The 23,273-nt window shown below is 72.8% G+C and carries 20 protein-coding genes; 4 read left to right on the top strand and 16 right to left on the bottom strand.

All coding sequences use genetic code 11. The features are described from left to right. Positions 1 to 4: 4 nt before the first annotated feature. The 9 genes from ACGF1Z_RS24965 to ureA form a co-directional block, all read right to left on the bottom strand. On the bottom strand, positions 5 to 1,348 hold the full coding sequence (locus tag ACGF1Z_RS24965) for a hypothetical protein (RefSeq protein WP_393007538.1): 1,344 nt from the start codon (positions 1,346 to 1,348) through the stop codon (positions 5 to 7). 58 nt (positions 1,349 to 1,406) lie between these two features. Next, positions 1,407 to 3,719, bottom strand: coding sequence for a glycoside hydrolase family 3 protein (locus ACGF1Z_RS24960; RefSeq protein WP_393007536.1), 2,313 nt, complete (start codon positions 3,717 to 3,719; stop codon positions 1,407 to 1,409). A 70-nt stretch (positions 3,720 to 3,789) separates the two neighbouring features. Next, positions 3,790 to 5,406, bottom strand: a complete 1,617-nt coding sequence (gene cimA, locus ACGF1Z_RS24955; protein ID WP_393007534.1) for a citramalate synthase — start codon at positions 5,404 to 5,406, stop codon at positions 3,790 to 3,792. Positions 5,407 to 5,975: 569 nt separating this feature from the next. Further along, complete coding sequence (locus tag ACGF1Z_RS24950) at positions 5,976 to 7,310, bottom strand: MFS transporter (protein ID WP_393007532.1); 1,335 nt, start codon at positions 7,308 to 7,310, stop codon at positions 5,976 to 5,978. An 81-nt stretch (positions 7,311 to 7,391) separates the two neighbouring features. Then, positions 7,392 to 7,946 (bottom strand): TetR/AcrR family transcriptional regulator, encoded by a 555-nt coding sequence (locus tag ACGF1Z_RS24945; RefSeq protein WP_393007858.1) that lies wholly within the window; start codon positions 7,944 to 7,946, stop codon positions 7,392 to 7,394. 150 nt (positions 7,947 to 8,096) lie between these two features. After that, positions 8,097 to 8,975, bottom strand: a complete 879-nt coding sequence (locus ACGF1Z_RS24940; RefSeq protein WP_393007530.1) for a glycosyltransferase family 2 protein — start codon at positions 8,973 to 8,975, stop codon at positions 8,097 to 8,099. 205 nt (positions 8,976 to 9,180) lie between these two features. After that, a complete protein-coding gene (locus ACGF1Z_RS24935; protein ID WP_393007528.1) occupies positions 9,181 to 10,200 on the bottom strand; it encodes an agmatine/peptidylarginine deiminase in 1,020 nt (339 codons plus the stop codon). Between the two features lie 19 nt (positions 10,201 to 10,219). After that, positions 10,220 to 11,902, bottom strand: coding sequence for an urease subunit alpha (locus ACGF1Z_RS24930; protein WP_393007526.1), 1,683 nt, complete (start codon positions 11,900 to 11,902; stop codon positions 10,220 to 10,222). Next, positions 11,902 to 12,600: an urease subunit gamma gene (gene ureA, locus ACGF1Z_RS24925; protein ID WP_393007524.1), complete on the bottom strand. Its 699-nt coding sequence runs from the start codon at positions 12,598 to 12,600 to the stop codon at positions 11,902 to 11,904. Before ureA ends, ACGF1Z_RS24930 begins: the two co-directional genes overlap by 1 nt. A gap of 160 nt (positions 12,601 to 12,760) precedes the next feature. Between ureA and ACGF1Z_RS24920 the strand changes: the two genes are divergently transcribed. Then, complete coding sequence (locus ACGF1Z_RS24920; protein WP_393007522.1) at positions 12,761 to 14,194, top strand: cytosine permease; 1,434 nt, start codon at positions 12,761 to 12,763, stop codon at positions 14,192 to 14,194. Positions 14,195 to 14,211: 17 nt separating this feature from the next. Here ACGF1Z_RS24920 and ACGF1Z_RS24915 read toward each other — a convergent pair whose 3' ends face one another. From ACGF1Z_RS24915 to ACGF1Z_RS24905, 3 genes are all read right to left on the bottom strand, one after another. Next, positions 14,212 to 15,303, bottom strand: coding sequence for a branched-chain amino acid aminotransferase (locus ACGF1Z_RS24915; RefSeq protein ID WP_393007520.1), 1,092 nt, complete (start codon positions 15,301 to 15,303; stop codon positions 14,212 to 14,214). Between the two features lie 251 nt (positions 15,304 to 15,554). Continuing rightward, positions 15,555 to 16,595: a 3-isopropylmalate dehydrogenase gene (locus ACGF1Z_RS24910; protein WP_393007517.1), complete on the bottom strand. Its 1,041-nt coding sequence runs from the start codon at positions 16,593 to 16,595 to the stop codon at positions 15,555 to 15,557. A gap of 553 nt (positions 16,596 to 17,148) precedes the next feature. Next, complete coding sequence (locus ACGF1Z_RS24905; RefSeq protein ID WP_393007515.1) at positions 17,149 to 17,280, bottom strand: hypothetical protein; 132 nt, start codon at positions 17,278 to 17,280, stop codon at positions 17,149 to 17,151. Positions 17,281 to 17,638: 358 nt separating this feature from the next. Between ACGF1Z_RS24905 and ACGF1Z_RS24900 the strand changes: the two genes are divergently transcribed. Together ACGF1Z_RS24900 and ACGF1Z_RS24895 are read left to right on the top strand one after the other, a co-directional pair. After that, positions 17,639 to 17,980 carry a PadR family transcriptional regulator gene (locus ACGF1Z_RS24900; protein ID WP_393007513.1) on the top strand — a complete coding sequence of 114 codons (342 nt, stop codon included), beginning with the start codon at positions 17,639 to 17,641 and terminating at the stop codon, positions 17,978 to 17,980. Then, complete coding sequence (locus ACGF1Z_RS24895; protein ID WP_393007511.1) at positions 17,977 to 18,714, top strand: hypothetical protein; 738 nt, start codon at positions 17,977 to 17,979, stop codon at positions 18,712 to 18,714. The genes ACGF1Z_RS24900 and ACGF1Z_RS24895 overlap by 4 nt, the downstream gene beginning before the upstream one ends. Positions 18,715 to 18,736: 22 nt before the next feature. On the opposite strand, the gene ACGF1Z_RS24890 is transcribed toward ACGF1Z_RS24895, so the two are convergent. Continuing rightward, entirely contained in the window at positions 18,737 to 19,285 is a 549-nt protein-coding gene (locus tag ACGF1Z_RS24890) for a GNAT family N-acetyltransferase (protein WP_393007509.1), read from the bottom strand. Positions 19,286 to 19,397: 112 nt separating this feature from the next. On the opposite strand from ACGF1Z_RS24890, the gene ACGF1Z_RS24885 reads away from it, so the two are divergent. Next, the gene (locus ACGF1Z_RS24885; protein ID WP_393007507.1) at positions 19,398 to 20,285 is read left to right on the top strand and encodes an alpha/beta fold hydrolase; all 888 of its coding nucleotides are present in this window, start codon (positions 19,398 to 19,400) and stop codon (positions 20,283 to 20,285) included. On the opposite strand, the gene ACGF1Z_RS24880 is transcribed toward ACGF1Z_RS24885, so the two are convergent. The 3 genes from ACGF1Z_RS24880 to ACGF1Z_RS24870 form a co-directional block, all read right to left on the bottom strand. Further along, positions 20,275 to 20,511 carry a hypothetical protein gene (locus ACGF1Z_RS24880; RefSeq protein WP_393007505.1) on the bottom strand — a complete coding sequence of 79 codons (237 nt, stop codon included), beginning with the start codon at positions 20,509 to 20,511 and terminating at the stop codon, positions 20,275 to 20,277. The two genes, ACGF1Z_RS24885 and ACGF1Z_RS24880, sit on opposite strands and share 11 nt — an antisense overlap. Positions 20,512 to 20,642: 131 nt before the next feature. Beyond that, on the bottom strand, positions 20,643 to 22,274 hold the full coding sequence (pruA, locus tag ACGF1Z_RS24875) for an L-glutamate gamma-semialdehyde dehydrogenase (RefSeq protein ID WP_393007503.1): 1,632 nt from the start codon (positions 22,272 to 22,274) through the stop codon (positions 20,643 to 20,645). Between the two features lie 33 nt (positions 22,275 to 22,307). After that, complete coding sequence (locus tag ACGF1Z_RS24870) at positions 22,308 to 23,234, bottom strand: proline dehydrogenase family protein (protein WP_393007501.1); 927 nt, start codon at positions 23,232 to 23,234, stop codon at positions 22,308 to 22,310. Positions 23,235 to 23,273: the final 39 nt, after the last annotated feature.

Raw genomic sequence — 23,273 nt, 5'->3', positions numbered from 1 at the left:
GGGCTCAGAAGCCGCCGCCGCCGTCGAAGCCTCCACCGCCGTCGAAGCCGCCGCCCCCGTCGAAGCCGCCGAAGTCGCCCGACCCGAAGTCGCCGGAGCTGAAGTCGGCCCCGGAGAAGTCGCCGCCCTGGAAGTCCCCGCCGCCGTATTCGGCGGCGTAGGCCGGGGTGGAGAGCGCCGAGCCGAGCAGGGTGCCCACGAGCAGGCCGGGGAGCATCCCGCCGCCGAAGTAGCCGCCGGCCCACGGGCCGTACGCCGGGCCGGCCTCCCAGTAGGGGCGGCGGCCGGTGTCGGTCTCGACCGTGCGGGCCAGGGGGGCGAGCCCGTCGTCCAGGCGGGCGGCGTCGGCGGCGCAGACCGGGATCTGGCGGGCCGGGCCGCCGGCCGGGGACCAGGTGCGGTCCTCCGCCGCGGGGCCGTGGCGCGGGTCGAAGAAGCAGGGCGGGCGCCGCTCGGGCAGCGGCCGGCCCTCGCGGCGGGCGGCCAGGGCGGCGAGCGAGAAGCGCCCGTCCTCCAGGGCCTGGGTGACCGGGCGCACGTCGTGGGGGCGGGTGGCCGAGCCCATCAGGGACTTGGCCTGGTCGTACGCGTCGAGGGCGCGTTCGTAGTCGCCGCGCATGGCGTCGTCGGCGCCGGCCTCGGCCGGGTGGAAGTCCAGCCGCTCCAGCTCCTCGCCGAAGGCGGTGATGTCCTCGTCGACGACGACCCGCAGCCGGTCGAGCGCCTCGCGCTCCTCTGCCTCCCGGCGGCGCTTCCTCTGCCGGACGACCGCGTAGGCGCCGGCTCCGCCGGCCACGACGAACGCGCCGAGGGTGATCAGCCCACCGACCGGGACACCGGAGTCGGTGCCGACCGAGCCCCAGGAGGCCGGGGCGGAACCGCGCATCGTGGGCAGCGCCTGGTCGACGAAGTTGTTCAGCTCGGTCCTGGCGTCGACACCGGGCTGCCGTACGGAGGTGACGAGGTTGTCCACGGCGGCGCGGGACAGGACCGACCGGTCGGCCCCCGCGTCGAAGCCGTTGCCGAGCCGGACGGCGTAGAGCCCGGTGATGCCGGTCTGGGTGCGCAGGTTGCGCAGCAGGTTCTGGGGCGGGAACTGCGCGTTCGCGGGCAGGACGGCGACGAAGAGCGGCTTGTCGGCCTTCTTGATCTTCTGCGCGAGGGCGTCCGCGTCGGCCTTCGGGAGCTGGGCCGCCGCGCCGGGGTCGACGTAGACCGGGCCCTTCTTCAGGGCGGCGGCGGCGTCGGACACGCCCGTGGCCCTGGCCCCCGCGATCGGGGCCAGGACCAGGAGCAGCATCAGGAGCAGGCCGCCGAGGGCCGACAGCACCGGGATCCTCGTCCTCATACCACCGTGAGTACCCCCAAAGAGGGACATTCAGACCTGCTGCCGCACGGTCGTGCGATCAGTGCGCGACGGCCTGGGTGGTCAGACCCCATCCGTAGGCGAACTGGGGGGAGCCACCGGTGCCGCCCGCCCTCAGCGGCAGCTGCTCGGCCGACCGCGGCCAGGTCACCGGCAGCCGGCCGGTGAAGCCCCGCCGCCCGTATAGCACGTCGGCGATCCCGTCGCCCTCGCTGCCGGGCAGCCAGGAGGCCACGAGCGCGTCGATCTCGCCCAGCCGGTCGCCGATGAGCTGCGGGCGCCCGGAGACGATCAGGACCACGCACCGCATCCGGGTGCAGACCCGGTCGACGGCCTGCTTGTCGGCGTCCGAGAGCTCCAGGTCGTGGCCGTTGGCGCCGACGTCGCCGACCCCTTCCGCGTACGGGTCCTCCCCCACGACGACCACGCCGACGTCGTGCCCGGCCGTGGGGGCGGAGGCGTCCTCCGAGTAGGTGATGCGGGCCTCCGGGTCGGCCCTGCGCAGCGCGCCCAGGACGGTGGTGCCGGGGATCGCCCGGCCCGCGGTGCCCTGCCAGCCGATGGTCCAGCCGCCCGCCTGGGCGGCGATGTCGTCGGCGTTCGAGCCGGCGACGTACACCGAGCTCCCCTTCCGCAGCGGCAGCACCTGGGCGGCGTTCTTCAGGAGCACCTGGGACCTCGCCACGGCCTCCCGGGCCGCCGCCCGGTGCGCGGCCGAGCCGACGCCGGCCAGGTGGGCGGTGTCGGCGTACGGCTTCTCGAAGAGCCCGAGGAGGAACTTCTTCTCCAGCACGCGGCCGACCGCGTCGTCGATCCGGGAGAGCGGGATCCGCCCCGCGGCGACCTGGTCCGTGACGATGCGGACGAAGTCCTTGTAGGTGAGCGGGGCCATCGTCATGTCGATGCCGGCGTTCACGGCGTCGCGTACGTCGTCCGCCGCCTCACCCGGCATCTGGTCGACGGCCTCCCAGTCGCTGACGACGATGCCCCGGAAGCCGAGCTCGCCCTTCAGCACACCGCTGATCATCTTCTGGTGGGCGTGCATCTTCACCGGCCCGCCGGACTCGCCGGCGATCTCCAGGGAGGAGAACGAGGGCATCACCGAGCCGGTCCCGAGTTCGACCGCCCGCCGGAAGGGTGCGAGGTGCACCTCCTCCAGCTCGCGCCGGTCGATCAGGGTGGCGCCCTGGTCGAGGGTGTACGGGGCCCGGCCCGAGCCGTAGGCGGTGCCGCCGTCGCCCACGAAGTGCTTGGCGGTGGCCAGCACCTTGTCGTTGCGGGCGAGGTCCCGGCCGTCGGCGGCACCCTGCAGCCCGCGGACGGCGACCGCGAGGGAGGCGACCAGTCCCGGGTCCTCGCCGAAGGATTCGTAGGTCCGTCCCCAGCGCACGTCGCGGACCACGCAGACGCAGGGCGAGAAGTCCCAGGTGACGCCGGTCGCCCGGGCCTCCTCGGCGGTGATCGCGGCGAGCCGCTCCACGAGCGCGGGGTCGCGGGCGGCGCCCAGTCCGATGTTGTGCGGCATGACCGTGGCGCCCGCGACCAGCGCGTGGCCGTGCACGGCGTCGGCGCCGAGCAGCAGGGGGATCTGGAGGCGGGTGGCGCGCGCGTACCACTGGTAGGTGTCGTTGGTCTGCCGCCACTGTTCGGCGGTCCGCGCCGCCGCGCCGTCGGGCACGGCCTCGTGCACGACCGACCCCAGGGCGTAGGAGGTGATGTCCTCGTAGGCGGCCAGGGTGTTGCGGCCGGCCTGGGTCATCTGCCCGATCTTCTCCGCCCGGGTCATCCGCCCGAGCAGGTCGGCGACCCGTTCCCGGACGGGCCGGGCCGGGTCCAGGTACGGCAGCCCGTTGGCGTCCACCACGACCAGCGGGGCGCGCTCGGGCGGGGCCGCGCCGGTGACGTCGAGGCTGACCGGGACGGCCTCGGCCGTCTCGGGCGTCGCGTCGCGCAGGGTCGGGACCTCGACGGCGCGGGTCGAGCCGGGCAGGGTGCCGGCGGGGAAGGTGAGGGTGCCGGAGGAGGCGCGGTAGTCCCGGGCGGGCTCCGCGGACCGCGCCGCGGCGGCCGGTGCGGGCGCGGCCGACCGGCCGCCGGCCGCCGGTCGCGCCGCCGTGGTCCAGCGGACCGTCACCGGACGGGTCAGCGGCCGGGTGGTGTCGATCCGCAGGCGGACCCGCGCCGTGCCGCCCTCGGCCACCGTGGTGACCGGGGAGGCGAGGAGCCGTACCGGGCTCCGGTCGCGGGCGGCCCCGGGCGCGGCCGCGGCGGCGCCGAGGCCTCCGGCGAGCAGGGCGGCCGCCGCGCCCGCCGCGACCACGCCCCCTGCCGCACGATAAGCATGACGAGTCATACCGGACATGCTGGGGCGTACCGGCTCGGGAACTCCGGCACGACGCGCGGTCGTCCGGTACGGCGCGCGGTTATTCGGCCGGGTCGACGCCCGCCCGCAGCAGTCCGTACGTGTAGGCGTCCTCCAGGGCCTGCCAGGAGGCGGCGATGACGTTCTCGCCGACGCCGACCGTCGCCCACTCCCCGTTGCCGTCGCTGGTCGTGACCAGGACCCGGGTCGTGGACTCGGTGCCGTGACGGCCCTCCAGGATGCGGACCTTGTAGTCGACCAGCTCGAACTTGGCGAGCTGCGGGTAGATCCGCTCCAGGCCGACCCGCATCGCCAGGTCGAGGGCGTTGACGGGGCCGTTGCCCTCGGCGGTGGCGACGATCCGCTCGCCCTTGGCCCACAGCTTCACCGTGGCCTCGTTGGCGTGGGTGCCGTCCGGCCGGTCCTCGACGATGGCCCGCCAGGACTCGGTGCGGAAGTAGCGGCGCGGCCGGCCCTCGGCCTCCTCGCGGAGCAGCAGTTCGAAGGAGGCGTCGGCGGCCTCGTACGTGTAGCCCTTGAGCTCGCGCTCCTTGACCCGCTCGACGACCCGGGCCACCAGGGCGCGGTCGCCGCCGAGGTCGACGCCGAGCTCCTTGCCCTTGAGCTCGATGGAGGCGCGGCCGGCCATGTCGGAGACCAGCATCCGCATGGTGTTGCCGACCCGCTCGGGGTCGATGTGCTGGTAGAGGTCCGGGTCCACCTTGATGGCGGAGGCGTGCAGTCCCGCCTTGTGCGCGAAGGCGGAGACGCCCACGTACGGCTGGTGGGTGGAGGGCGTGAGGTTGACGACCTCGGCGATGGCGTGCGAGATCCGGGTCATCTCGGCGAGGGCGCCCTCGGGCAGCACCCGCTTGTCGTACTTGAGCTCCAGGGCCGCGACGACCGGGAAGAGGTTGGCGTTGCCGACCCGCTCGCCGTAGCCGTTGGCGGTGCACTGGACGTGGGTGGCGCCGGCGTCGACGGCGGCGAGCGTGTTGGCCACGGCGCAGCCGGTGTCGTCCTGGGCGTGGATGCCGAGCCGTGCGCCGGTGTCGGCGAGGACCGTGGCGACCACGGCCTGGACCTGTGCCGGCAGCATGCCGCCGTTGGTGTCGCAGAGGATGACGACGTCGGCGCCGGCCTCATGCGCGGCCCGGACGACGTCCTTGGCGTAGCCGGGGTTCTCCTTGTAGCCGTCGAAGAAGTGCTCGCAGTCGACGAACACGCGACGGCCCTGGGAGACCAGGTGGGAGACGGTGTCGCGGACCATCTCCAGGTTCTCTTCGAGCGTGGTGCGCAGCGCCAGCTCGACGTGCCGGTCGTGCGACTTGGCGACGAGGGTGACGACCGGGGCGCCGGAGTCGAGCAGCGCCTTGACCTGCGGGTCCTCGGCGGCGTTGCCGCCGGCTCTGCGGGTGGCGCCGAAGGCGACGAGCTGCGCGTTCCTGAACGCGATCTCCTGTCGGGCGCGCGCGAAGAACTCGGTGTCACGAGGGTTGGCGCCGGGCCAGCCGCCCTCGATGAAACCGACGCCGAAGTCGTCGAGGTGCCGTGCGATGGTCAGCTTGTCCGCGACGGTGAGGTTGATTCCTTCGCGCTGGGCTCCGTCGCGCAGCGTGGTGTCGAAGACATGGAAGCTGTCGTCGAGGCGCGGGCGCTCGCCGTTCTCCGTGGTCATGACGTGATGGCTCCTGTCGGATGTGGCTCCGGAAGGTCTGGATCCACTTGCCCCCATTCTCACGCGCTGTCCGTTTCCGGCGGTGGTGGGGCCGGAAAACGAAAAAACCCCTCGCGGGTGCGAGAGGTCTGCGCGCGGGTCTGGGGCACGGTGGCCGCCTGCGTGGGGGTCGTTCCACGCCTCAGCGGTCACTGCGGACCGGCGCGCTGCTGCCGATAATCATGGTGGTAGCGAGCACGTCGGCAGTGTGCCACAGCCGCGCGAGCGACAGGAGCGCAGTCTCAGGATGCGGGCGGATCGTCCGCGGGAGCACCTGGCCGCCTCCGGGCTCCCTTCCGGTCCGGGCTCCGGCCGCCCCGCCGGCCGGGGGCTGGGGGCCCGCCGCGCCAGGGGCGACCGGTACGACCCGTACGAGCGGGCCCGGCGGCCGGGCCGGAGCGGGAAGGACCGCCTGGGCCGCGGCCAGGGAGAGCCCCCTGGCCGCGATCAGCCGCACCGTGCGACCAGGGAGAGCCCCCTGGCCGCGGTCAGCCGCGCCGTGCGGCGCGCACGGTGGGACCGTCGGCCGGTCAGACGGCGGGCGCGGCGGCCTTCTCCTGCTCGCCGGCCGCCTCCGGCCGCCCCGGCCCGCCCACGCGGCCCAGGTCGATGTCACGGGTCTCGCGCATCGTGACGTACACGACCAGCGAGACGGCCGCGCAGCCGGCGACGTACCAGGAGTAGCCGGACTCGATCCCGGCGTCCTTGAACCACAGGGCCACGTACTCGGCCGTGCCGCCGAACAGGGCGTTGGCGACGGCGTACGGCAGGGCGACGCCGAGCGCGCGCACCCCCGTCGGGAAGAGCTCGGCCTTCACGCACGCGTTGATCGAGGTGTAGCCGGTGACGACGACGAGCGCGAGGAGGGAGAGGCCGAGGGCCGGCCAGAAGGAGCCCGCGTGCCGGAGCAACGCCATGATCGGCACGGTGAGGAGGGTGGACCCCACCGCGAAGGTGATGAGCAGCGGGCGGCGCCCGATCCGGTCGGAGAGCCGGCCGGCGAGCGGCTGGAGACAGGCGAAGACGATCAGCGCGCAGAAGGACACCAGGGTGGCGGTCTGCTTGGGCAGGCCGGCGGAGTTGGACAGGTACTTGGTGAGGTAGGTGGTGTACGTGTAGTAGGCCACCGTGCCGCCCATGGTGAGCGCGACGACGAGGAAGGCCTCGCGGCGGTGCGCCCACAGGGCCTTGAGGGTGCCCTTGTCGCCGCTCGCGACGCCGGAGTCGGCGGTCTCCTCGTACACCTCCGTCTCCAGCATGGTGCGGCGCAGGTAGAAGACCACGGCCGCGCCGAGGGCGCCGACGACGAACGGGATGCGCCAGCCCCAGCCGTGCAGGGCCTCGGCGGACATGGTCCGCTGCAGGATGATCTGCAGACCGAGGCCGAGGATCTGGCCGGCCGTCATCGACACGTACTGGAAGCTGGAGGCGAAGCCGCGGTGCCGCGGTGCGGAGGCCTCGGTGAGGTACGTGGCGCTGGCGGCGTACTCGCCGCCGACGGACAGCCCTTGGAGCAGGCGGGCGACCAGCAGAACGGCGGCGCCGCCGTACCCCGCGACGGCGTAGGTCGGCGCGACGGCGATGAGGACCGCGGACGCGGACATCAGCGTCACGGTGAGGGTCAGGGCCGCCTTGCGGCCCTTGCGGTCACCGACCCGGCCGAGCAGCCAGCCGCCGACCGGGCGCATGAAGAAGCCGACGGCGAAGATGCCGGCGGTGTTCATGAGCTTGGCGGTGTCGTTGCCCTCGGGGAAGAACGCCCCCGCGAAATAGGTCGCGAAGCTCGCGTACACGAACCAGTCGAACCACTCGACCATGTTGCCGGCCGAGCCGACCCAGATCTTCTTCCAGTGCTCTCGTCCCATGGCCCCGAACCGTGCCGGAGACGGTCGGGGAACAACAAGGGTGCACCGGGCAACGATCAGGAGTACTTGCGTGCCTAAAGGTCACGGAAGCAGGGTTTCGGCGACGAACTCCCTGACGTGACCGAGCACTTGTTCGCGTCCCGTGCCGGGGATGCCGACGGCGACATGGACGCTGAATCCGTCGAGCAGCGCACGCATCCGGTGTGCGGAGCGGTCCGGGTCGACCGTCCGGAACTCCCCGCGCGAGACGCCCTCGGCGAGGATCGCGACGAGGTCCCGGTGCCAGGCGCCCTCGATGGCGGCCTGGCGGGCCCGGGCGTCGTCGTCGGCGTTCTGCGAGCGGTTCCAGACCTCCAGCCAGAGCGTCCAGTGCGGGTCGCGCGGCCCGTCCGGCACGTAGACGTCCACGTAGCCGTCGAGCCGTTCCCGGGCGGTCCCGGGCCCGGACAGCAGTGCGCTGCGCTCGGCCCCCAGGCGTCCCTCGCTCCACTCCAGGGTCTGCAGCAGGAGCTCGTCCTTGGTGCGGAAGTAGTAGAGCAGGTGCCCGCTGCTCATCCCGACCTGCCGCCCGAGCCCGGCCATGGTCAGCCCGTCGAGCCCGCGCTCGGCGATGGTGTCCATGGCGGCGGCGAGCACGTCCTCACGGGGCGGTGCGGCCTGGTTGCGCCGGCGGGGGTGGGGGGTCGGGTCGCTGCTCTGACTCACTCGTACGTTCTACAGGATCGGCGGGTTGTCGGACCGGGCGGGCGCGGGCGCCCGGGGCGTGCCCGGTGCCCCGCGCGGGTCCTAGATGACCGGCGGGCGGCCGAGACGGCTCATGCGCCAGACCGTGGTCCAGCTCATGGGACGGCGGGCGCCGCCGGTGCGGCGGACGCCCTCGAAGAAGCCGCCGAACCAGGCGCGCAGGCCCGGCAGGGAGCGGGTGCGGGCCAGCGTGAGCAGGGTCCAGACCCCCAGGTAGACGGGGACGAGCGGGACCGGGAGATTGCGCTTGGCCAGCCAGACGCGGTTGCGGGCGGTCATCCGGTAGTAGACGGCGTGCCGGGCCGGGCTGGTCTTGGGGTGCTGGAGCAGCAGCTCCGGCGCGTACCGGACGCTCCAGCCCGCGTCGAGCGCCCGCCAGGCGAGGTCGGTCTCCTCGTGGGTGAAGAAGAACTCCTCGGGCCAGCCGCCGATCCCGTCGAGCATCCGCATCGAGAGCCCGTGGCCGCCGCCGAGGAAGGTGGTCACCTCGCCGCCGCGCATCGGGTCCGACGCGCCGATCCGCGGCACGTGCCGGCGCTGCGTCTCGCCGTTCTCGTCCGCGATGCGGAAGGAGACGATGCCGAGCGCGGGATCGGCCTCGTAGAGGTCGGCGAGCCGCCGGAAGACGTCGGTGTCGACGAGCAGGCCGTCGTCGTCGAGGTCCACGAGGACGTCGACGTCGCCGAAGGCCCGGAGCGTCTCGATGGCGACGTTGCGGCCGCCGGACACCCCGCGGTTCTCGGGCAGTTCGACGCCGTGCACGCCCTCGGGGAGCTCGGCGAGGGAGCCGGCGCCGTTGCCGATCACGACCACCCGGGTGGGCTGCTCGTCCTGCCCGGCCACGGAGTCGAGCAGCGCCCGCAGCTCCTCGGGCCGGTTGCCCATCGTCAACACCGCCACACCGACACGCGGTCGCGCCACAGCCCACTCCGTCCTTCACCGGAACACCGAACACCTGACCCCAGGCTCCGCGATGCTAGCGGCCCGGCGGCACCTCCCGTTCACGCGCGGGGCACCCGGGGCATGTCCGGCGTCCACCCGGCGGCTTGCGGGGCGGGCCTCCACCCGGCGCAGCTCCGGCGGCCGGCCGCCGGTCCCGGGAGCCGGCCCCCGGGCCCTGGCCCGGTCAGACCGCGGGCTGCTGCTGGGTGATGCAGTGGATGCCGCCGCCGCCCGCGAAGACGGTCCGGGCGTCGACCAGGACGACCTCCCGCTCCGGGAACAGGCGGCGGAAGATCTCCGCGGCGACCTCGTCGTGCGGATCGTCGAAGGCGCACAGGACCACGCCTCCGTTGCAGAGGTAGTGGTTGATGTACGAGTAGTCGACCCAGTCGCCCTCCTCGTCCTTCAGGACGGTCGGGGCCGGCACCTCGATGACCTCCAGCGGGCGGCCCTGCGCGTCGGTCTGGCCGCGCAGGAGGCCGACGTGGAGGCGGGAGCGCTCGAAGTCGGGGTGCTGGGGGTTCTGCTGGCTGTGCACCAGGAGGGTGCCGGGGCGGGCGAAGGCGGCGACGATGTCGACGTGGCCCTGGGTGCCGTAGAGGCCGTAGTCGCCGGCCAGGCCGTGCGGGAGCCAGATCGCCTTGGTGGTGCCGAGCCGGGCGTGGACCTCCGCCTCGACCTCCTGGCGGGTCCACCCGGGGTTGCGGCCCGCGCCGAGCTGCACGGTGTCCGTGAGCAGGACCGTGCCCTCGCCGTCCACGTGGATGGCGCCGCCCTCGTTCACCAGGGGGCTGCTGACCACCGGGACGCCCGCGGCGTCCGCCACATGACGGGCGATCTTGGAGTCGTTCTCCCAGCGGGCCCAGTCCTGCGCGCCCCAGCCGTTGAAGACCCAGTCCACGGCGGCGAGCCGGCCCTCCGCGTCCTTCACGAAGGTGGGGCCGATGTCGCGCATCCAGGCGTCGTCCAGCTCGCGCTCCAGCAGTTCGACGTCCTCGCCGAGGAGCGCGCGGGCGGAGTCGGTGTCGCCGGGCGCGACGACCATGGTCACGGGCTCGAAGCGGCGTACGGCGCGGGCCACGGACGCCCAGGCGGCACGGGCCTCGGCCAGCTCCTCCGCGGTGGTGAAGGTGGGGTTGGGGCTGGGCCAGGCCATCCAGGTGCGCTCGTGCGGGGTCCACTCGGCGGGCATGCGGTACGTCATGATCACGGGTCCTAGGGGATCAGAGGAAGTAGAGGCGGTTGAGGGAGACGGACTCCGCCGCCTCGGAGCGGATCGGCGCCCCGTCGAGGGAGACGAGGCCGGAGTGGCCGTCGACCTGGACGTCGCCGATCCGGGAGTTGAGGAGCAGGTCGGCCGGCCCGATGCCGCGGGTGCCGCGCACGGGGACGCGCCGGCGCCGGGTGGGCAGCCGGTCCCCGCCGAGGTCGATCGCCGCCTGGGCGACGAACGCCACCGCGATGTCGGCCGCGGTCGCGCCGTGCGCGCCGAACTGCGGGCCGAGGACGAGCGGTTCGCAGGTGTCGGTGGCGGCGTTCGGATCGCCCACGACCCCGTACGCAGGGAAGCCGGACTTCAGCACGAGCTGCGGCTTGGCGCCGAAGAACTCCGGCCGCCACAGCACGATGTCGGCGAGCTTGCCGACCTCGATGGAGCCGATCTCGTGGGCGAGGCCGTGGGCGATGGCCGGGTTGACGGTGAGCTTGGCCATGTAGCGCAGCACGCGCGCGTTGTCGTCGTGCGGGCCGTCGCCCTCCATGGGGCCGAGCTCCGCCTTCATCTTCCCGGCCATGGCGAAGGTCCGGCGTACGGTCTCGCCGGCCCTTCCCATCCCCTGCGCGTCGGACGAGGTGATGCCGATCGCGCCGAGGTCGTGCAGGACGTCCTCCGCACCCATCGTCCCGGCCCGGATCCGGTCGCGCGCCATCGCGGCGTCGCCGGGCAGGTCGGTCTTCAGGTCGTGGACGGAGACGATCATCCCGTAGTGCTCGGCGACCGCGTCGCGGCCGAAGGGCAGCGTGGGGTTCGTGGAGGAGCCGATGACGTTCGGCACGCCCGCCATCTTGAGCACGTTGGGGACGTGCCCGCCGCCGCAGCCCTCGATGTGGAAGGCGTGGATCGTCCGCCCCTCCAGGACGCTGAGGGTGTCCTCCACCGACAGGCACTCGTTCAGGCCGTCGGAGTGCAGCGCGACCTGGACGTCGTGTTCCTCGGCGACCCGCAGCGCGGTGTCCAGGGCGCGGGTGTGGGCGCCCATGTCCTCGTGGACCTTGAAGCCGGAGGCGCCGCCCTCGGCCAGCGCCTCGACCAGCGGGGCCGGGTCGGAGGAGGAGCCGCGGCCGAGGAAGCCGATGTTGACCGGCCAGGCGTCGAAGGCGTTGAAGGCGTGGCGCAGGGCCCAGGGCGAGTTGACGCCGACACCCCAGACGGGGCCGAACTCCTGGCCGATGACCGTGGTGACGCCGCTGGCGAGCGAGGCCTCCATGATGCGCGGGGAGAGCAGGTGGACGTGCGTGTCGACGGCTCCGGCGGTGGCGATCAGGCCCTCGCCGGAGACGATCGAGGTGCCGGTCCCGACGACGACGTCGACCCCGTCGAGGGTGTCGGGGTTGCCGGCCCGTCCGATGGCGTGGATCCGGCCCTCGCGGATGCCGACGGACACCTTGCGGATGCCCAGGACGGCGTCGATGACGAGGACGTTGCTGATCACGACGTCGCAGGTCTCCCGGACGGCCGCGGCCTTCAGGTGGAGCCCGTCGCGGGCGGTCTTGCCGAAGCCGGCCAGGAACTCGTCGCCGGGCTTCTGGGAGTCGGACTCGACGCGGACGACGAGTCCGGAGTCGCCCAGGACGACCCGGTCACCGGCGCGCGGGCCGTGCACGGAGGCGTACTCGTAGGGGTCCATCACTCACTCTCCTTCGGGGCGTCGGCACCGAGGTATCCGCAGGCGGCGGCCCTGCGCAGGGCCTCCTCCCGCGCCCCGGGGGCGTCCAGCGGGCCGTCGACCAGGCCGGCGAAGCCGATGGCGACGCGGGCGCCGCCGATGGGGAGGAGACCCACCTCGGCCTCGCCGCCGGGGTCGAAGCGGAAGGAGGCGCCGGCCGGGATGGCGAGCCGCATGCCGTAGGCGGCGGCACGGTCGAAGTCGAGGCGCGGGTTGGCCTCGAAGAAGTGGAAGTGGGAGGTGACGCTGACCGGCACGGCGGCCGTGTTGCGGACGCTCAGCGTGACGGTGGCCGCGGCCTCCTCGTACGCGGGTCCGGGCAGCAGCGCACCGGGGGCGCCGGGCCCGAGGGTGCCCCCGCCGATGGGGTCGGAGACCACGGCGAGCCGGGATCCGTCCTCGAAGACGGCCTCGACGTGCACCTCGGTGACGACGTCGGCGACGCCCGGCAGCACGTCGTCGGGGCCGAGGACGGAGCGGGCCGCCTCGATCGCCTCGGCGAGTCGCTTGCCGTCGCGGGCCGCCTCGCAGACGGTGTCCGCGATGAGGGCGGTCGCCTCCGGCACATTGAGCCGCAGGCCCCGGGCCCGGCGGGCCCGGGCGAGCTCGGCGGCGCCGAAGAGCAGCAGCCGGTCGCGTTCCGTGGGGGTCAGTCGCACGTCCGTACACCTCCTGTTTGAACGACACTCTAAATGTTCGCGCCACATCTTCCAAGCATTGACGTGGCCATCCGCGATGAGTCACATTGGCTGACATTGAGCGATGCTCTAAACCCCCCACTCCCCCGCCCGCCCCACCCCGTCCCCCCAGGGAGTCCCCATGGCGATAGAACAGCGCGGAGTCGACACCGTCCCCGAGGAGGAACGGACCAGCGGACCCCGGGACCTCGTCTCGATCCTGCTCGGCTCCAACCTCTGCCTCGGCGTGATCGTCTTCGGCTGGCTCCCGGTCTCCTTCGGACTCGGTCTGTGGGCCTCGGTGACCTCGGTCGTCACCGGCACCGTGGCCGGCGTGGCGGTCACCGCCCCGCTCGCCCTGGTCTCGCTGCGCACCGCCACCAACCTGTCCACCTCCTCCGGCGCCTTCTTCGGCGTACGCGGACGGCTGGTGGGCTCGGTGGTCGGACTGCTGCTCTCCCTCGGCTACACGGCGCTGACCCTGTGGATCGGCGGCGACGTGATGGTGGGCACCCTGGAGCGGCTGGCCGGGCTGCCCACCGGCGGAGCGGCGCACGCCGCCGTCTACGCGCTGCTCGCCGCCCTCACCGTGGTCGGCGCCGTCTACGGCTACCGGATGCTGCTCAAGCTGAGCCAGGCCCTCGCGGTCGGGATGACCGTGCTGCTCGCGATCGGACTCGTCGCGTACGCCGGGGACTTCACCACCGCCCCGGTGCCCGGCACCCCCTACCTGCTCGGCTCGTTCTGGCCGACCTGGCTGCTCTCCGCGGTCGCCGCCGGACTCAGCGGTCCGGTCGCCTTCATCACCCTGCTCGGCGACTACACCCGCTACATCTCGCCCGAACGGCACAGCCCGCGGCGGGTCTGGCGGGCCACCTGTCTGGGCCTGCTGGTGGGCCTGCTGGTCCCGCAGCTCTTCGGCACGGTCACGGCCCTCGCGGCCCGCGGCGGAGCCGAGTACGCCGGCCCGCTCGTGGCGGCCTCGCCCGCCTGGTACCTGGTGCCGCTGCTGATCGCCGCGACCGCCGGCTCGGTCGGCAACGCCGGTCTGATGCTCTACTCGATGGGGCTCGACCTCGACGCGATCCTGCCCAGGGCGACCCGGGCCCGGGCCACCCTGGTCGTGGCGGCGGTGGCCACCGCCTTCGTCTTCCTCGGCCACTTCGCCTCGGACGCGCAGACCGCCATGACCTCGTTCGTCCTGCTGCTCACCGCGATCGGCACGCCGTGGGCGGTCATCACCCTGATCGGGCACCGGCGGTGTCGCGGGGTGTACGACGCGGAGGCGCTCCAGGTGTACAACCGGCGTTCGCGCGGCGGCGTCTACTGGTTCTCGGCGGGCTGGCACCCGCGCGCCACCGCCTCCTGGGCGATCGGCGCGGCCGTCGGCCTGGCCGGCGTGTCCACCCCGCTCTACGAGGGCCCCCTGCTCCCCCTGACCGGCGGGATCGACTGCAGCTTCGTGCTCTCCGGGATCGTCGGAGGCGCGCTGTACGCGGTCCTGACGCCGGCCCGGCAGACGCGGACGCCCGGGACGGTGACCGTCCCGGGCGCGCTGGTGGACCCGGAGTCGTAACCCCGGGGCCCGGGGGCCTACTTGCCCAGCTCGTGCATCCAGCCGTGGACGTCCTCGGCCTTCCCGGTCTGGATGGCGAGCAGCGCCTCGCGGAGCTTCATGGTGACCTCGCCGGGCTGACCGCCCGACTGCTGCCACTCGCCCCGGGCGGACTTGACCGTGCCGACCGGGGTGATGACGGCGGCGGTGCCGCAGGCGAAGACCTCGGTGAGGGTGCCGTTCTCGGTGTCGGCCTGCCACTGGTCGATGGAGACGCGGGCCTCCTCGGACTCGTAACCGAGGTCCGCGGCGACCTTGAGCAGGGAGTCGCGGGTGATGCCCTCCAGGATGGAGCCGCTGAGGGTCGGGGTGACGATCTTGTTCCCGTACACGAAGTACAGGTTCATGCCGCCGAGTTCCTCGACCCACTTGTGCTCGACCGCGTCGAGGTAGCAGACCTGGTCGCAGCCCTTCTCCGCCGCCTCGGCCTGCGCGAGCAGGGAGGCCGCGTAGTTGCCGCCGGTCTTGGCGTCGCCCATGCCGCCGGGAACGGCGCGGACCCGGTCCTCGGAGGCCCAGATGGAGACGGGCTTGACGCCGCCCGGGAAGTACGGGCCGGCCGGGGAGGCGATGACGACGAACAGGTACTCGTTGGCCGGGCGGACGCCCAGTCCGACCTCGGTCGCGATCATGAACGGCCGCAGGTAGAGCGAGGCCTCGCCGCCGTGCTCCGGGACCCACGCCTCGTCCTGGCGGACCAGCACGTCACAGGCCTCGATGAAGGTCTCGACGGGCAGCTCGGGCATGCCGAGCCGGTGCGCGGAACGCTGGAAGCGGCGGGCGTTGGCGTCGGGGCGGAAGCTGGCGACGGAGCCGTCGGGGCGGCGGTAGGCCTTCAGGCCCTCGAAGATCTCCTGGGCGTAGTGCAGGACGTTGGTCGCCGGATCGAGGGAGAGCGGGCCGTACGGCACGAGCTGGCCGTCGTGCCAGCCGCGGCCCTCCGTCCAGCGGACGGTGACCATGTGGTCGGTGAAGTGGCGGCCGAATCCCGGATTGGCCAGGATCGCCTCGCGCTCCGCGTCGGACAGCGGGCTGGAGGAGGGCTTGAGCTCGATGGTGGGCGTCGTCATGAGTGCTTGTCCTTCACCGGTTGTGTGTGTCGGACCGCGCTCACGCCGCTCCGCAGTCACGCAGTACTGCTAGGACGTCCGAGCTTTCCCGCATGCCGCGGCCCCACGTTCGATTATCGCCCGTGGGGGCCGGTGCACGGAAACGGTGTGTACGCGGTCCAAGGATTCGATGGTGGCACCCGGCGACCGCATAGGTACAGCCGCCGGGTGCGGAGTGCGACCCGGCGGCTGGGTGGGATGTCAGCGGCGGGTCAGCTCGCTACGCGTACCGCGAGCGCGTCGCCGATCTCGTCCGTCGTGCGGACGCTGTCACCACGCTCGGTGAGGTCGGCGGCGACGGCCGCCTCGACCCGGGCGGCCTCGGCCTCGTAGCCGAGGTGACGCAGGAGGAGGGCGACGGAGAGCACGGTGGCCGTGGGGTCGGCCTTGCCCTGGCCCGCGATGTCCGGCGCGGAGCCGTGGACCGGCTCGAACATGGAGGGGAACTCGCCGCTCGGGTTGATGTTGCCCGAGGCGGCGACGCCGATGCCGCCGGAGACGGCCGCGGCGAGGTCCGTGATGATGTCGCCGAAGAGGTTGTCGGTGACGATCACGTCGAAGCGGGCCGGGTCGGTGACGAGGAAGATCGTCGCGGCGTCGACGTGCAGGTAGTCCGTCGTGACCTCGGGGAACTCGGCCGCGACCTTGTGGAAGATGTCGGTCCAGAGGTGGCCCGCGAAGGTCAGCACGTTGTTCTTGTGGACCAGCGTCAGCTTCTTGCGGGGGCGCGCCTGGGCGCGGGCGAAGGCGTCCCGGACCACGCGCTCGACACCGAAGGCGGTGTTGACCGAGACCTCGGTGGCGACCTCGTGCTCGGTGCCCTTGCGGATGGTGCCGCCGTTGCCCGTGTACGGACCCTCGGTGCCCTCGCGGACGACGACGAAGTCGATCTCCGGCTGGCCGGCGAGCGGGGTCGCGACGCCGGGGAGCAGCCTGGAGGGGCGCAGGTTGACGTGGTGGTCGAAGGCGAAGCGCAGCTTCAGCAGGAAGCCCCGCTCCAGCACGCCGGACGGGACCGACGGGTCGCCGATCGCGCCGAGCAGGATCGCGTCGTGTCCCTTGAGGGCATCGAGGTCGGCGTCGGTGAGGGTCTCACCGGTGGCGTGGTAGCGCTTGGCGCCGAAGTCGTACTCCTTCGTCTCCAGCTTCACATCCTGGGGAAGCACGGCCGCGAGGACCTTGAGGCCCTGGGCCACGACCTCCTGGCCGATGCCGTCGCCGGGGATGACTGCGAGATCGATGCTGTGAGACATGTCGGCACCCTACTCTTCGTCCCATCGTCTGACACATCTTGTCCAGGATGCGGACGATCCTCCTGCTCGCGGGGAGGCGCGCCGTCGAGGACGGAGTCATGGGGCATCCGCCCGGTGGTCGGAGCGGTGAACGGCCCGGACGAGCCGCCGCCGCAGTCCTGCGCCGAGGCCGTCGGCCTGAGGGCGCGCCGGAGGCGGCCCGGCCGCGGGATCCCGGCGACGGGCGGCGTGGCGGGACGCGCCGCCGGCCCGGAGGTCGTCGGTGCGGGGCGGAGCGGCCGTGGAGGGAGTTCCACGACGCGGGGACCGTGATCCGGTTCCCGTGCGCGGTGGTCGTGCCCGGCCTCACCGGGGAGGGCCGGGTCGCCCCGGCCGCGAGCCGGACGCGCGGATCCGCGAGCGGGGTCCGTTCGTGGCGCACGCGGCGCGGACCCTGATCGTGGCCGGTCGCCCGTCGACCGGGGAAGTCGGCGGTGTCCGCGGGGGTGCGGAGACCCGCGGACGCCTGGGCGCGGTCCGGCCGCGATCGGCCGGACGCACGGCCCGGGACCGGTCAGTGACCGGTTTCGCCGCCGTTGTCGCGGCGGTCGAGGGCGCGCTGGAGGGCGGCGGCGGCGTTCTTGCGGGCGTCGTCGCCGGAGTGGCCGGCGGAGTGGCGGACGCGGCGGGAGGTCTGAGCGGCCATGAGGGATCGACTCCTTGAGATCAGTGGTGATCCGGATGTGCGGAGATCAGTGATGATCGAAGGCGCCGGAAGGGGCGGGGAGCGCCGCCGCAGGGGTTGCCTGCCTAGGGGCATCGCGCTCGCGTCCGCCTCCGCTCGATGGAGCGGGACGTTCGGCTTCTACAAAGCTAGGGCAGGCGGCCGCATCTGTCTCCACAATTACTCGGACTTCCTACTATCTGAGACGGCGATCATCCCGTCCGGCCGCACGGGTCGCGGATCGGCGCCCGCACGGCGAGGGACCTCCCGGGCCCGGACGCCCCACGACCGCATCGCTAGCTAGATTGCATTCCTACCTAGGTAGTGATGAGATGCCGCCATGGCCGCAGACCGCCGCTCCAGCTGGCTCAAGGGAGTCCTCGACCTGCTCGTCCTCTCCTGCCTGACCGACGGTGAGAGTTACGGGTACGAGATCGCCAGGTCGCTCGCCGACGCGGGCCTGGGCGAGATCAAGGGCGGGACGCTCTATCCCGTACTGAACCGCCTGGAGGAGGCGGGACTGGTCGAGGCCGAGTTCCGGGCCGCCGAGCGCGGCCCCGGGCGGCGCTACTACCGGCTCACCGCGCCCGGCCGGACCCGTCTCGCGGCCGAGAGCGAGGCCTGGACGGAGTTCCACCGGGCCGTACAAGGCAAGCTGCACGCAGGGGGAAGCACTTCATGACCGCGTACTTCGACGAACTGACCACCGCCCTGCGCACCGCGGGCGTGCCCGAGGAGCAGATCTCCGCGACCGTCGCCGACCTGCGCGGGCACGTGGCGGAGACCGGGACCGCCCCGGAGGAGGAGTTCGGGCCGGCCGCGCGCTTCGCGGCCTCGCTCGGCGGGCTCGCACCCGAGCCGGAGGACCCGGGCACGGCGGCGGAGCACTGGACCTGGACCGCGGACCTCTTCAACGACCGCCGGATGCTCGCGGTCCACGGCGACCAGGGCTGGGAGGTGGAGTCACTCGACACGGTCGGCCGGTTCGTCTGCCGGCGGGTGCCGGGCGCGGCGCTGCGCTGGGAGTACCGCCGCGAGGTGATCACCGGCCGGCGGCGCGCCCGGGTGCTCGGCGAGCTCTCGCCCGAGGGCTGGGAGCTGTGCGGGGAGTGGCTGGTGTACGGCTACTTCAAGCGCCCGCGGGCGGCGACCGCGGGCCCGGCGGGAGCGCTGGACACGCTGCCCGAGACGCCCCGCCGCCGGCTGTTCCTGAGCCGCCCGGGCAAGCTCGTGCTCGCGGTGTGGGCGGCGCTGGTCCTCGCGTCGACCGGGGCCTTCTTCATCGGGGCGCTGGGGATGCCGGGGTTCGCGCTCACGCTGGGCCTGGGTTCGATGGCGTCGGGGCTGTACACCGCGCACCTGGAGTCGGCGCGGCCGGGGAGCTCGGCGGCACCCCGCACAGGCCCGGCCTCCTGACGCCCGGCCGGCCGGCGCACGGTCACAGCACGTCGCCGTCCCGCCAGTCGAAGACGAGCGGACCGGCCGGGTCCGGCAACGGGCCCCCGGCGGCCGGCCGCAGGTAGGTGGAGTCCTCCTCGTCCGGGAGGCGGACGATTCCGTCCGGACCCAGCACCTCGATCCGTCCGCGCCAGAGGCTCCAGCCACGCGCCCGGTAGAGGGCGGCGCCGGCGTCGGAGGCGGACAGGGCCCCGAAGGCGTACCCGCCGTCGACGGCGCGTTCCAGTTCGGCCATGACGCGGCCGGCGAGGCCCTGCCGGCGCAGCTCGGGGCGGACCCCCACGGCCTCCACGTATCCGACGCGGTACGAGCGGCCCCGGTGCAGGACGCGTCGCATGACGAGGCTGCCGTGGGCGGCGATCCCGGCCCCGTCCTCTATCCAGGCGTGCAGGCCGCCGAGGGCGTGGTCCCAGTCCTCGTCCGCGAAGTCCCCGTCGAAGGCGGCGTCGAGCATCGCGCGGGCGGCGCGGATCCGTTCGGGGCCGAGCTCGTGGGTGGGTGCGGTCCGCACCCGGGCGTCTCCGGTCACCTCCCCAGTCTCCCCACTCCCCCATATAACCTTCAAAAGATTATTGACAGGTTAGACGCGGCAGGATTGACTCTTCCCGTAACCAGTCATCAGGCAATGAGGGGTTAGAGGGATGTCCGTGCTGCCGATCCACCACCGCACCGTCACCGTCCGCGGCCACGAGATCTTCTACCGGGAGGCGGGCCCCGCCGACGCCCCCGTCCTGCTCCTCCTGCACGGCTTCCCGACCAGCTCGCGCATGTTCCGCGACCTGATCCCGCGCCTCGCCGACCGCTACCGGCTGATCGCCCCCGACCACCTGGGCTTCGGCCGCAGCGCCGCCCCGGACGCCGCCGACTTCCCGTACACCTTCGCCGAACTGAGCGCACTGACCTCGGAGTTCACCGAGGCCCTCGGTCTCGACCGGTTCGCGCTCTACATCCAGGACTACGGCGCCCCGATCGGCCTGCGGCTCGCCCTCGCCCACCCGGAGCGGGTCACCGCGATCGTCTCCCAGAACGGCAACGCCTACCTGGACGGCCTCGGCGCCGACGCCTGGGCCCCCGTCCTCGCCCTGATCGCCGAGCGCACCCCGGAGACCGAGGCCCCGGTCCGCGGCATCCGCTCCCTCGACGGCATCCGGTGGCAGTACGAGACGGGCGTGCCCGCGGAGTACCGCGGCCTCCTCGACCCCGACGCCTGGGAGCACGACGCCGCACTGATGGCCCGCGAGGGCCAGGACGGGATCCAACTCGGCCTGATCGCCGACTACGACACCAACTTCGCCCTCTACCCGGCCTTCCAGGAGTACTTCCGCACCAGCCGGGTCCCCCTCCTCGCCGTCTGGGGCGAGGGCGACCAGGTCTTCGTCCCGGCCGGCGCCGAGGCCTTCCGCCGCGACCTTCCGGACGCCGAGGTCCACCTCCTGCCGACCGGGCACTTCGCCCTGGAGACCCACGCCCCGCAGATCGCGTCGCTCATCGACGACTTCCTGGCACGGCGGGTCGCCGTCAGGCCGTAGCCCGCTCCAGCTGGTGGGCCATCCGCTCCACCCAGGCGGTGAACTCCATGCGCCGGTGCGCATCGCCCCCGCACAGGGCGGTGACCTGCGCGTGCGTGATCCGCTCCGGGTCCGTGGTGGTGAGCAGCCGGTGCAGCTCCCGCATCACGGCCGTCATCCGCTGCGCGTCGGGGTGGGCGATCGCGTCGACCCCGTGTCCCGGGCCGAGGGTCGTCGATCCAGGCATGCCGTTCCTCCTCGCCGAGCCGGCCCCCTTCCCAGCAGCGTAAGCCCGTCCCATGGAAACCGCCCCCGACCTCGGTTGGGGGACCGAGGAAGGGGGCGGTGTTCGGGGGCCGCCGGAGGGCGGCGGGGGCGTCAGCCCATGTGCGGGTAGCCGTACTCGGTCGGCGGGACCAGCGTCTCCTTGATGGCGCGGGTCAGCGTCCAGCGCATCAGGTTCTGCGGGGCGCCGGCCTTGTCGTTGGTGCCGGAGGCACGACCGCCGCCGAAGGGCTGCTGGCCGACGACGGCGCCGGTCGACTTGTCGTTGATGTAGAAGTTGCCGGCCGCGAAGCGCAGCTTCTCCATCGTGTACGCGGCGGCGGCGCGGTCGCCCGCGATGACCGAGCCGGTGAGCGCGTAGTCCGAGACCGACTCCATCTGGGTCAGCATCTCGTCGTACTTGGCGTCGTCGTAGACGTGCACGGCGAGGATCGGGCCGAAGTACTCGGTCGTGAAGACCTCGTTCTCCGGGTCGGTGCACTCGATGACCGTCGGGCGGACGAAGTAGCCCTCGGAGTCGTCGTAGCTGCCGCCGGCCACGATCGTGCAGCTGGGGTCGGCCTTCGCACGGTCGATGGCGGCCTTGTTCTTGGCGAAGGAGCGCTCGTCGATGACGGCACCGATGAAGTTCGACAGGTCGGTGACGTCACCCATCTTGATGCCGTCGACCTCGGCCGCGAACTCCTCCTTGAAGCCGTCGTTCCAGATGGAGGCCGGGACGTACGCCCGCGAGGACGCGGAACACTTCTGGCCCTGGAACTCGAAGGAGCCGCGGGTCAGCGCGGTCTTCAGGACGGCGCGGTCGGCGCTCGGGTGCGCGACGACGAAGTCCTTGCCGCCGGTCTCGCCGACGATCCGCGGGTAGGAGCGGTACTTCTCGATGTTGTTGCCGACCGTCTTCCACAGGTGCTGGAAGGTCTTGGTCGAGCCGGTGAAGTGGATGCCGGCCAGGTCGCGGTGGTTCAGGGCCACCTCGGACACGGCGATGCCGTCGCCGGTCACCAGGTTGATGACGCCCTTCGGCAGGCCGGCCTCCTCCAGGAGCTCCATGAGGAGCACGGCGGAGTGGGTCTGGGTCGGGGACGGCTTCCAGACCACCACGTTGCCCATGAGGGCGGGGGCGGTGGGCAGGTTGCCCGCGATGGCCGTGAAGTTGAACGGCGTGATCGCGTAGACGAAGCCCTCCAGCGGGCGGTGGTCCAGACGGTTCCACACACCCGGGGAGTTCGCCGGCGGCTGCTCGGCGAGGATCTGCCGGGCGTAGGCCACGTTGAAGCGCCAGAAGTCGACGAGCTCGCACGGGGTGTCGATCTCGGCCTGCTGGGCGGTCTTGGACTGGCCGAGCATGGTGGAGGCGGCCAGCGTCTCGCGCCACGGGCCGGCGAGCAGCTCGGCGGCGCGCAGGATGATCGCCGCGCGGTCGTCGAAGGACATCGCGCGCCAGGCCGGGGCGGCGGCCAGGGCGGCGTCGATGGCGTCCTGGGCGTCCTGCTGGGTGGCGGCGGCGAAGGTGCCGATGACGGCCTTGTGGTTGTGCGGCTGCACGACGTCGACGCGCTCGCCGCCGCCCATGCGCTTCACTCCGCCGATGGTCATCGGCAGCTCGCGCGGGTTGTCGGCCAGCTCCTTGAGCTTGACCTCCAGGCGGGCGCGCTCGGGGGAACCCGGGGCGTAGCCGTGCACCGGCTCGTTGACGGGAGTGGGGACCTGGGTCACAGCGTCCATGAGGCTCTTGACTCCTTCGGAGGGGTGTGGGGCTCAGCCCTTGGTGAGGATGGAGCGGACGAAGAAGAGCAGGTTGGCCGGCTTCTCCGCGAGGCGGCGCATGAAGTAGCCGTACCAGTCGGTGCCGTACGCGGTGTAGACGCGCATCCGGTGGCCCTCGGCCGCGAGCCGGTTCTGCTCCTCGGTGCGGATGCCGTACAGCATCTGGAACTCGTACTCGTCCAGCTTGCGCCCGGCGCGGCGCGCGAGCTCCTGCCCGACGGAGATGAGCCGGGGGTCGTGGGACCCGATCATCGGGTAGCCCTCGCCCTCCATCAGGATCTTCATGATCCGGACGTAGGCCTTGTCGATCTCGGGCTTGTCCTGGATGGCGACCGAGGCGGGCTCCTTGTAGGCGCCCTTCACGATGCGCACGCGCGAGCCGTTGGCGGCGAGGCGGCGGGCGTCGTCCTCGGTGCGGAAGAGGTAGGCCTGGATGACGCAGCCGGTCTGCGGGAAGTCCTTCCGCAGCTCCTCGTGGATGGCGAACATCGAGTCGAGGGTGGTGTGGTCCTCGGCGTCCAGGGTGACGGTCGTGCCGATCTCGGCGGCGGCCGCGACGACCGGGCGGACGTTCGCGAGGGCCAGCTCGTGGCCGTTCTCCAGCGACTGACCGAACATGGACAGCTTCACGGACATCTCGGCGCGGGCGCCCAGGCCCAGCTCCCTGAGGCGGCCGATGAGCTCCAGGTAGGCGTCACGGGCGGCGTAGGACTGCTCGACGGTGGTGATGTCCTCACCGACGACGTCGAGGGTGACCTCCAGGCCGCGGGCCGCCAGCTCCTGCACGATCGGGACGACGTCGTTCACCGTCTCGCCGGCGATGAAGCGAGCCACGACCTGCTTGGTCCCGGGGGCGGCCGACACGAAACGGCGCATCTTGTCGCTGCGCGACGCGGCGAGGATCACGGGACCCAGCACGGGGCACCTCCAGAGGGCAGGGTGACGAAAGGTGCCGTA

The sequence above is a fragment of the Streptomyces sp. NPDC048018 genome (genome assembly GCF_043202995.1).
Lineage (GTDB): Bacteria > Actinomycetota > Actinomycetes > Streptomycetales > Streptomycetaceae > Streptomyces.
This window is presented reverse-complemented; position numbering and strand designations above follow the sequence as displayed.

Bases quoted from the DNA above. Each gene is read 5' to 3' on its own strand.
- ACGF1Z_RS24965 (WP_393007538.1), bottom strand. From the start codon at position 1,348: ATGAGGACGAGGATCCCGGTGCTGTCGGCCCTCGGCGGCCTGCTCCTG.
- ACGF1Z_RS24885 (WP_393007507.1), top strand. From the start codon at position 19,398: ATGTCCGTGCTGCCGATCCACCACCGCACCGTCACCGTCCGCGGCCAC.
- ACGF1Z_RS24920 (WP_393007522.1), top strand. From the start codon at position 12,761: ATGGCGATAGAACAGCGCGGAGTCGACACCGTCCCCGAGGAGGAACGG.
- ACGF1Z_RS24935 (WP_393007528.1), bottom strand. From the start codon at position 10,200: ATGACGTACCGCATGCCCGCCGAGTGGACCCCGCACGAGCGCACCTGG.
- cimA (WP_393007534.1), bottom strand. From the start codon at position 5,406: ATGACCACGGAGAACGGCGAGCGCCCGCGCCTCGACGACAGCTTCCAT.
- ACGF1Z_RS24880 (WP_393007505.1), bottom strand. From the start codon at position 20,511: ATGCCTGGATCGACGACCCTCGGCCCGGGACACGGGGTCGACGCGATC.
- ACGF1Z_RS24930 (WP_393007526.1), bottom strand. From the start codon at position 11,902: ATGGACCCCTACGAGTACGCCTCCGTGCACGGCCCGCGCGCCGGTGAC.
- pruA (WP_393007503.1), bottom strand. From the start codon at position 22,274: ATGGACGCTGTGACCCAGGTCCCCACTCCCGTCAACGAGCCGGTGCAC.
- ACGF1Z_RS24905 (WP_393007515.1), bottom strand. From the start codon at position 17,280: ATGGCCGCTCAGACCTCCCGCCGCGTCCGCCACTCCGCCGGCCACTCC.
- ACGF1Z_RS24895 (WP_393007511.1), top strand. From the start codon at position 17,977: ATGACCGCGTACTTCGACGAACTGACCACCGCCCTGCGCACCGCGGGC.
- ACGF1Z_RS24960 (WP_393007536.1), bottom strand. From the start codon at position 3,719: ATGACTCGTCATGCTTATCGTGCGGCAGGGGGCGTGGTCGCGGCGGGC.
- ACGF1Z_RS24900 (WP_393007513.1), top strand. From the start codon at position 17,639: ATGGCCGCAGACCGCCGCTCCAGCTGGCTCAAGGGAGTCCTCGACCTG.
- ACGF1Z_RS24910 (WP_393007517.1), bottom strand. From the start codon at position 16,595: ATGTCTCACAGCATCGATCTCGCAGTCATCCCCGGCGACGGCATCGGC.
- ACGF1Z_RS24915 (WP_393007520.1), bottom strand. From the start codon at position 15,303: ATGACGACGCCCACCATCGAGCTCAAGCCCTCCTCCAGCCCGCTGTCC.
- ACGF1Z_RS24950 (WP_393007532.1), bottom strand. From the start codon at position 7,310: ATGGGACGAGAGCACTGGAAGAAGATCTGGGTCGGCTCGGCCGGCAAC.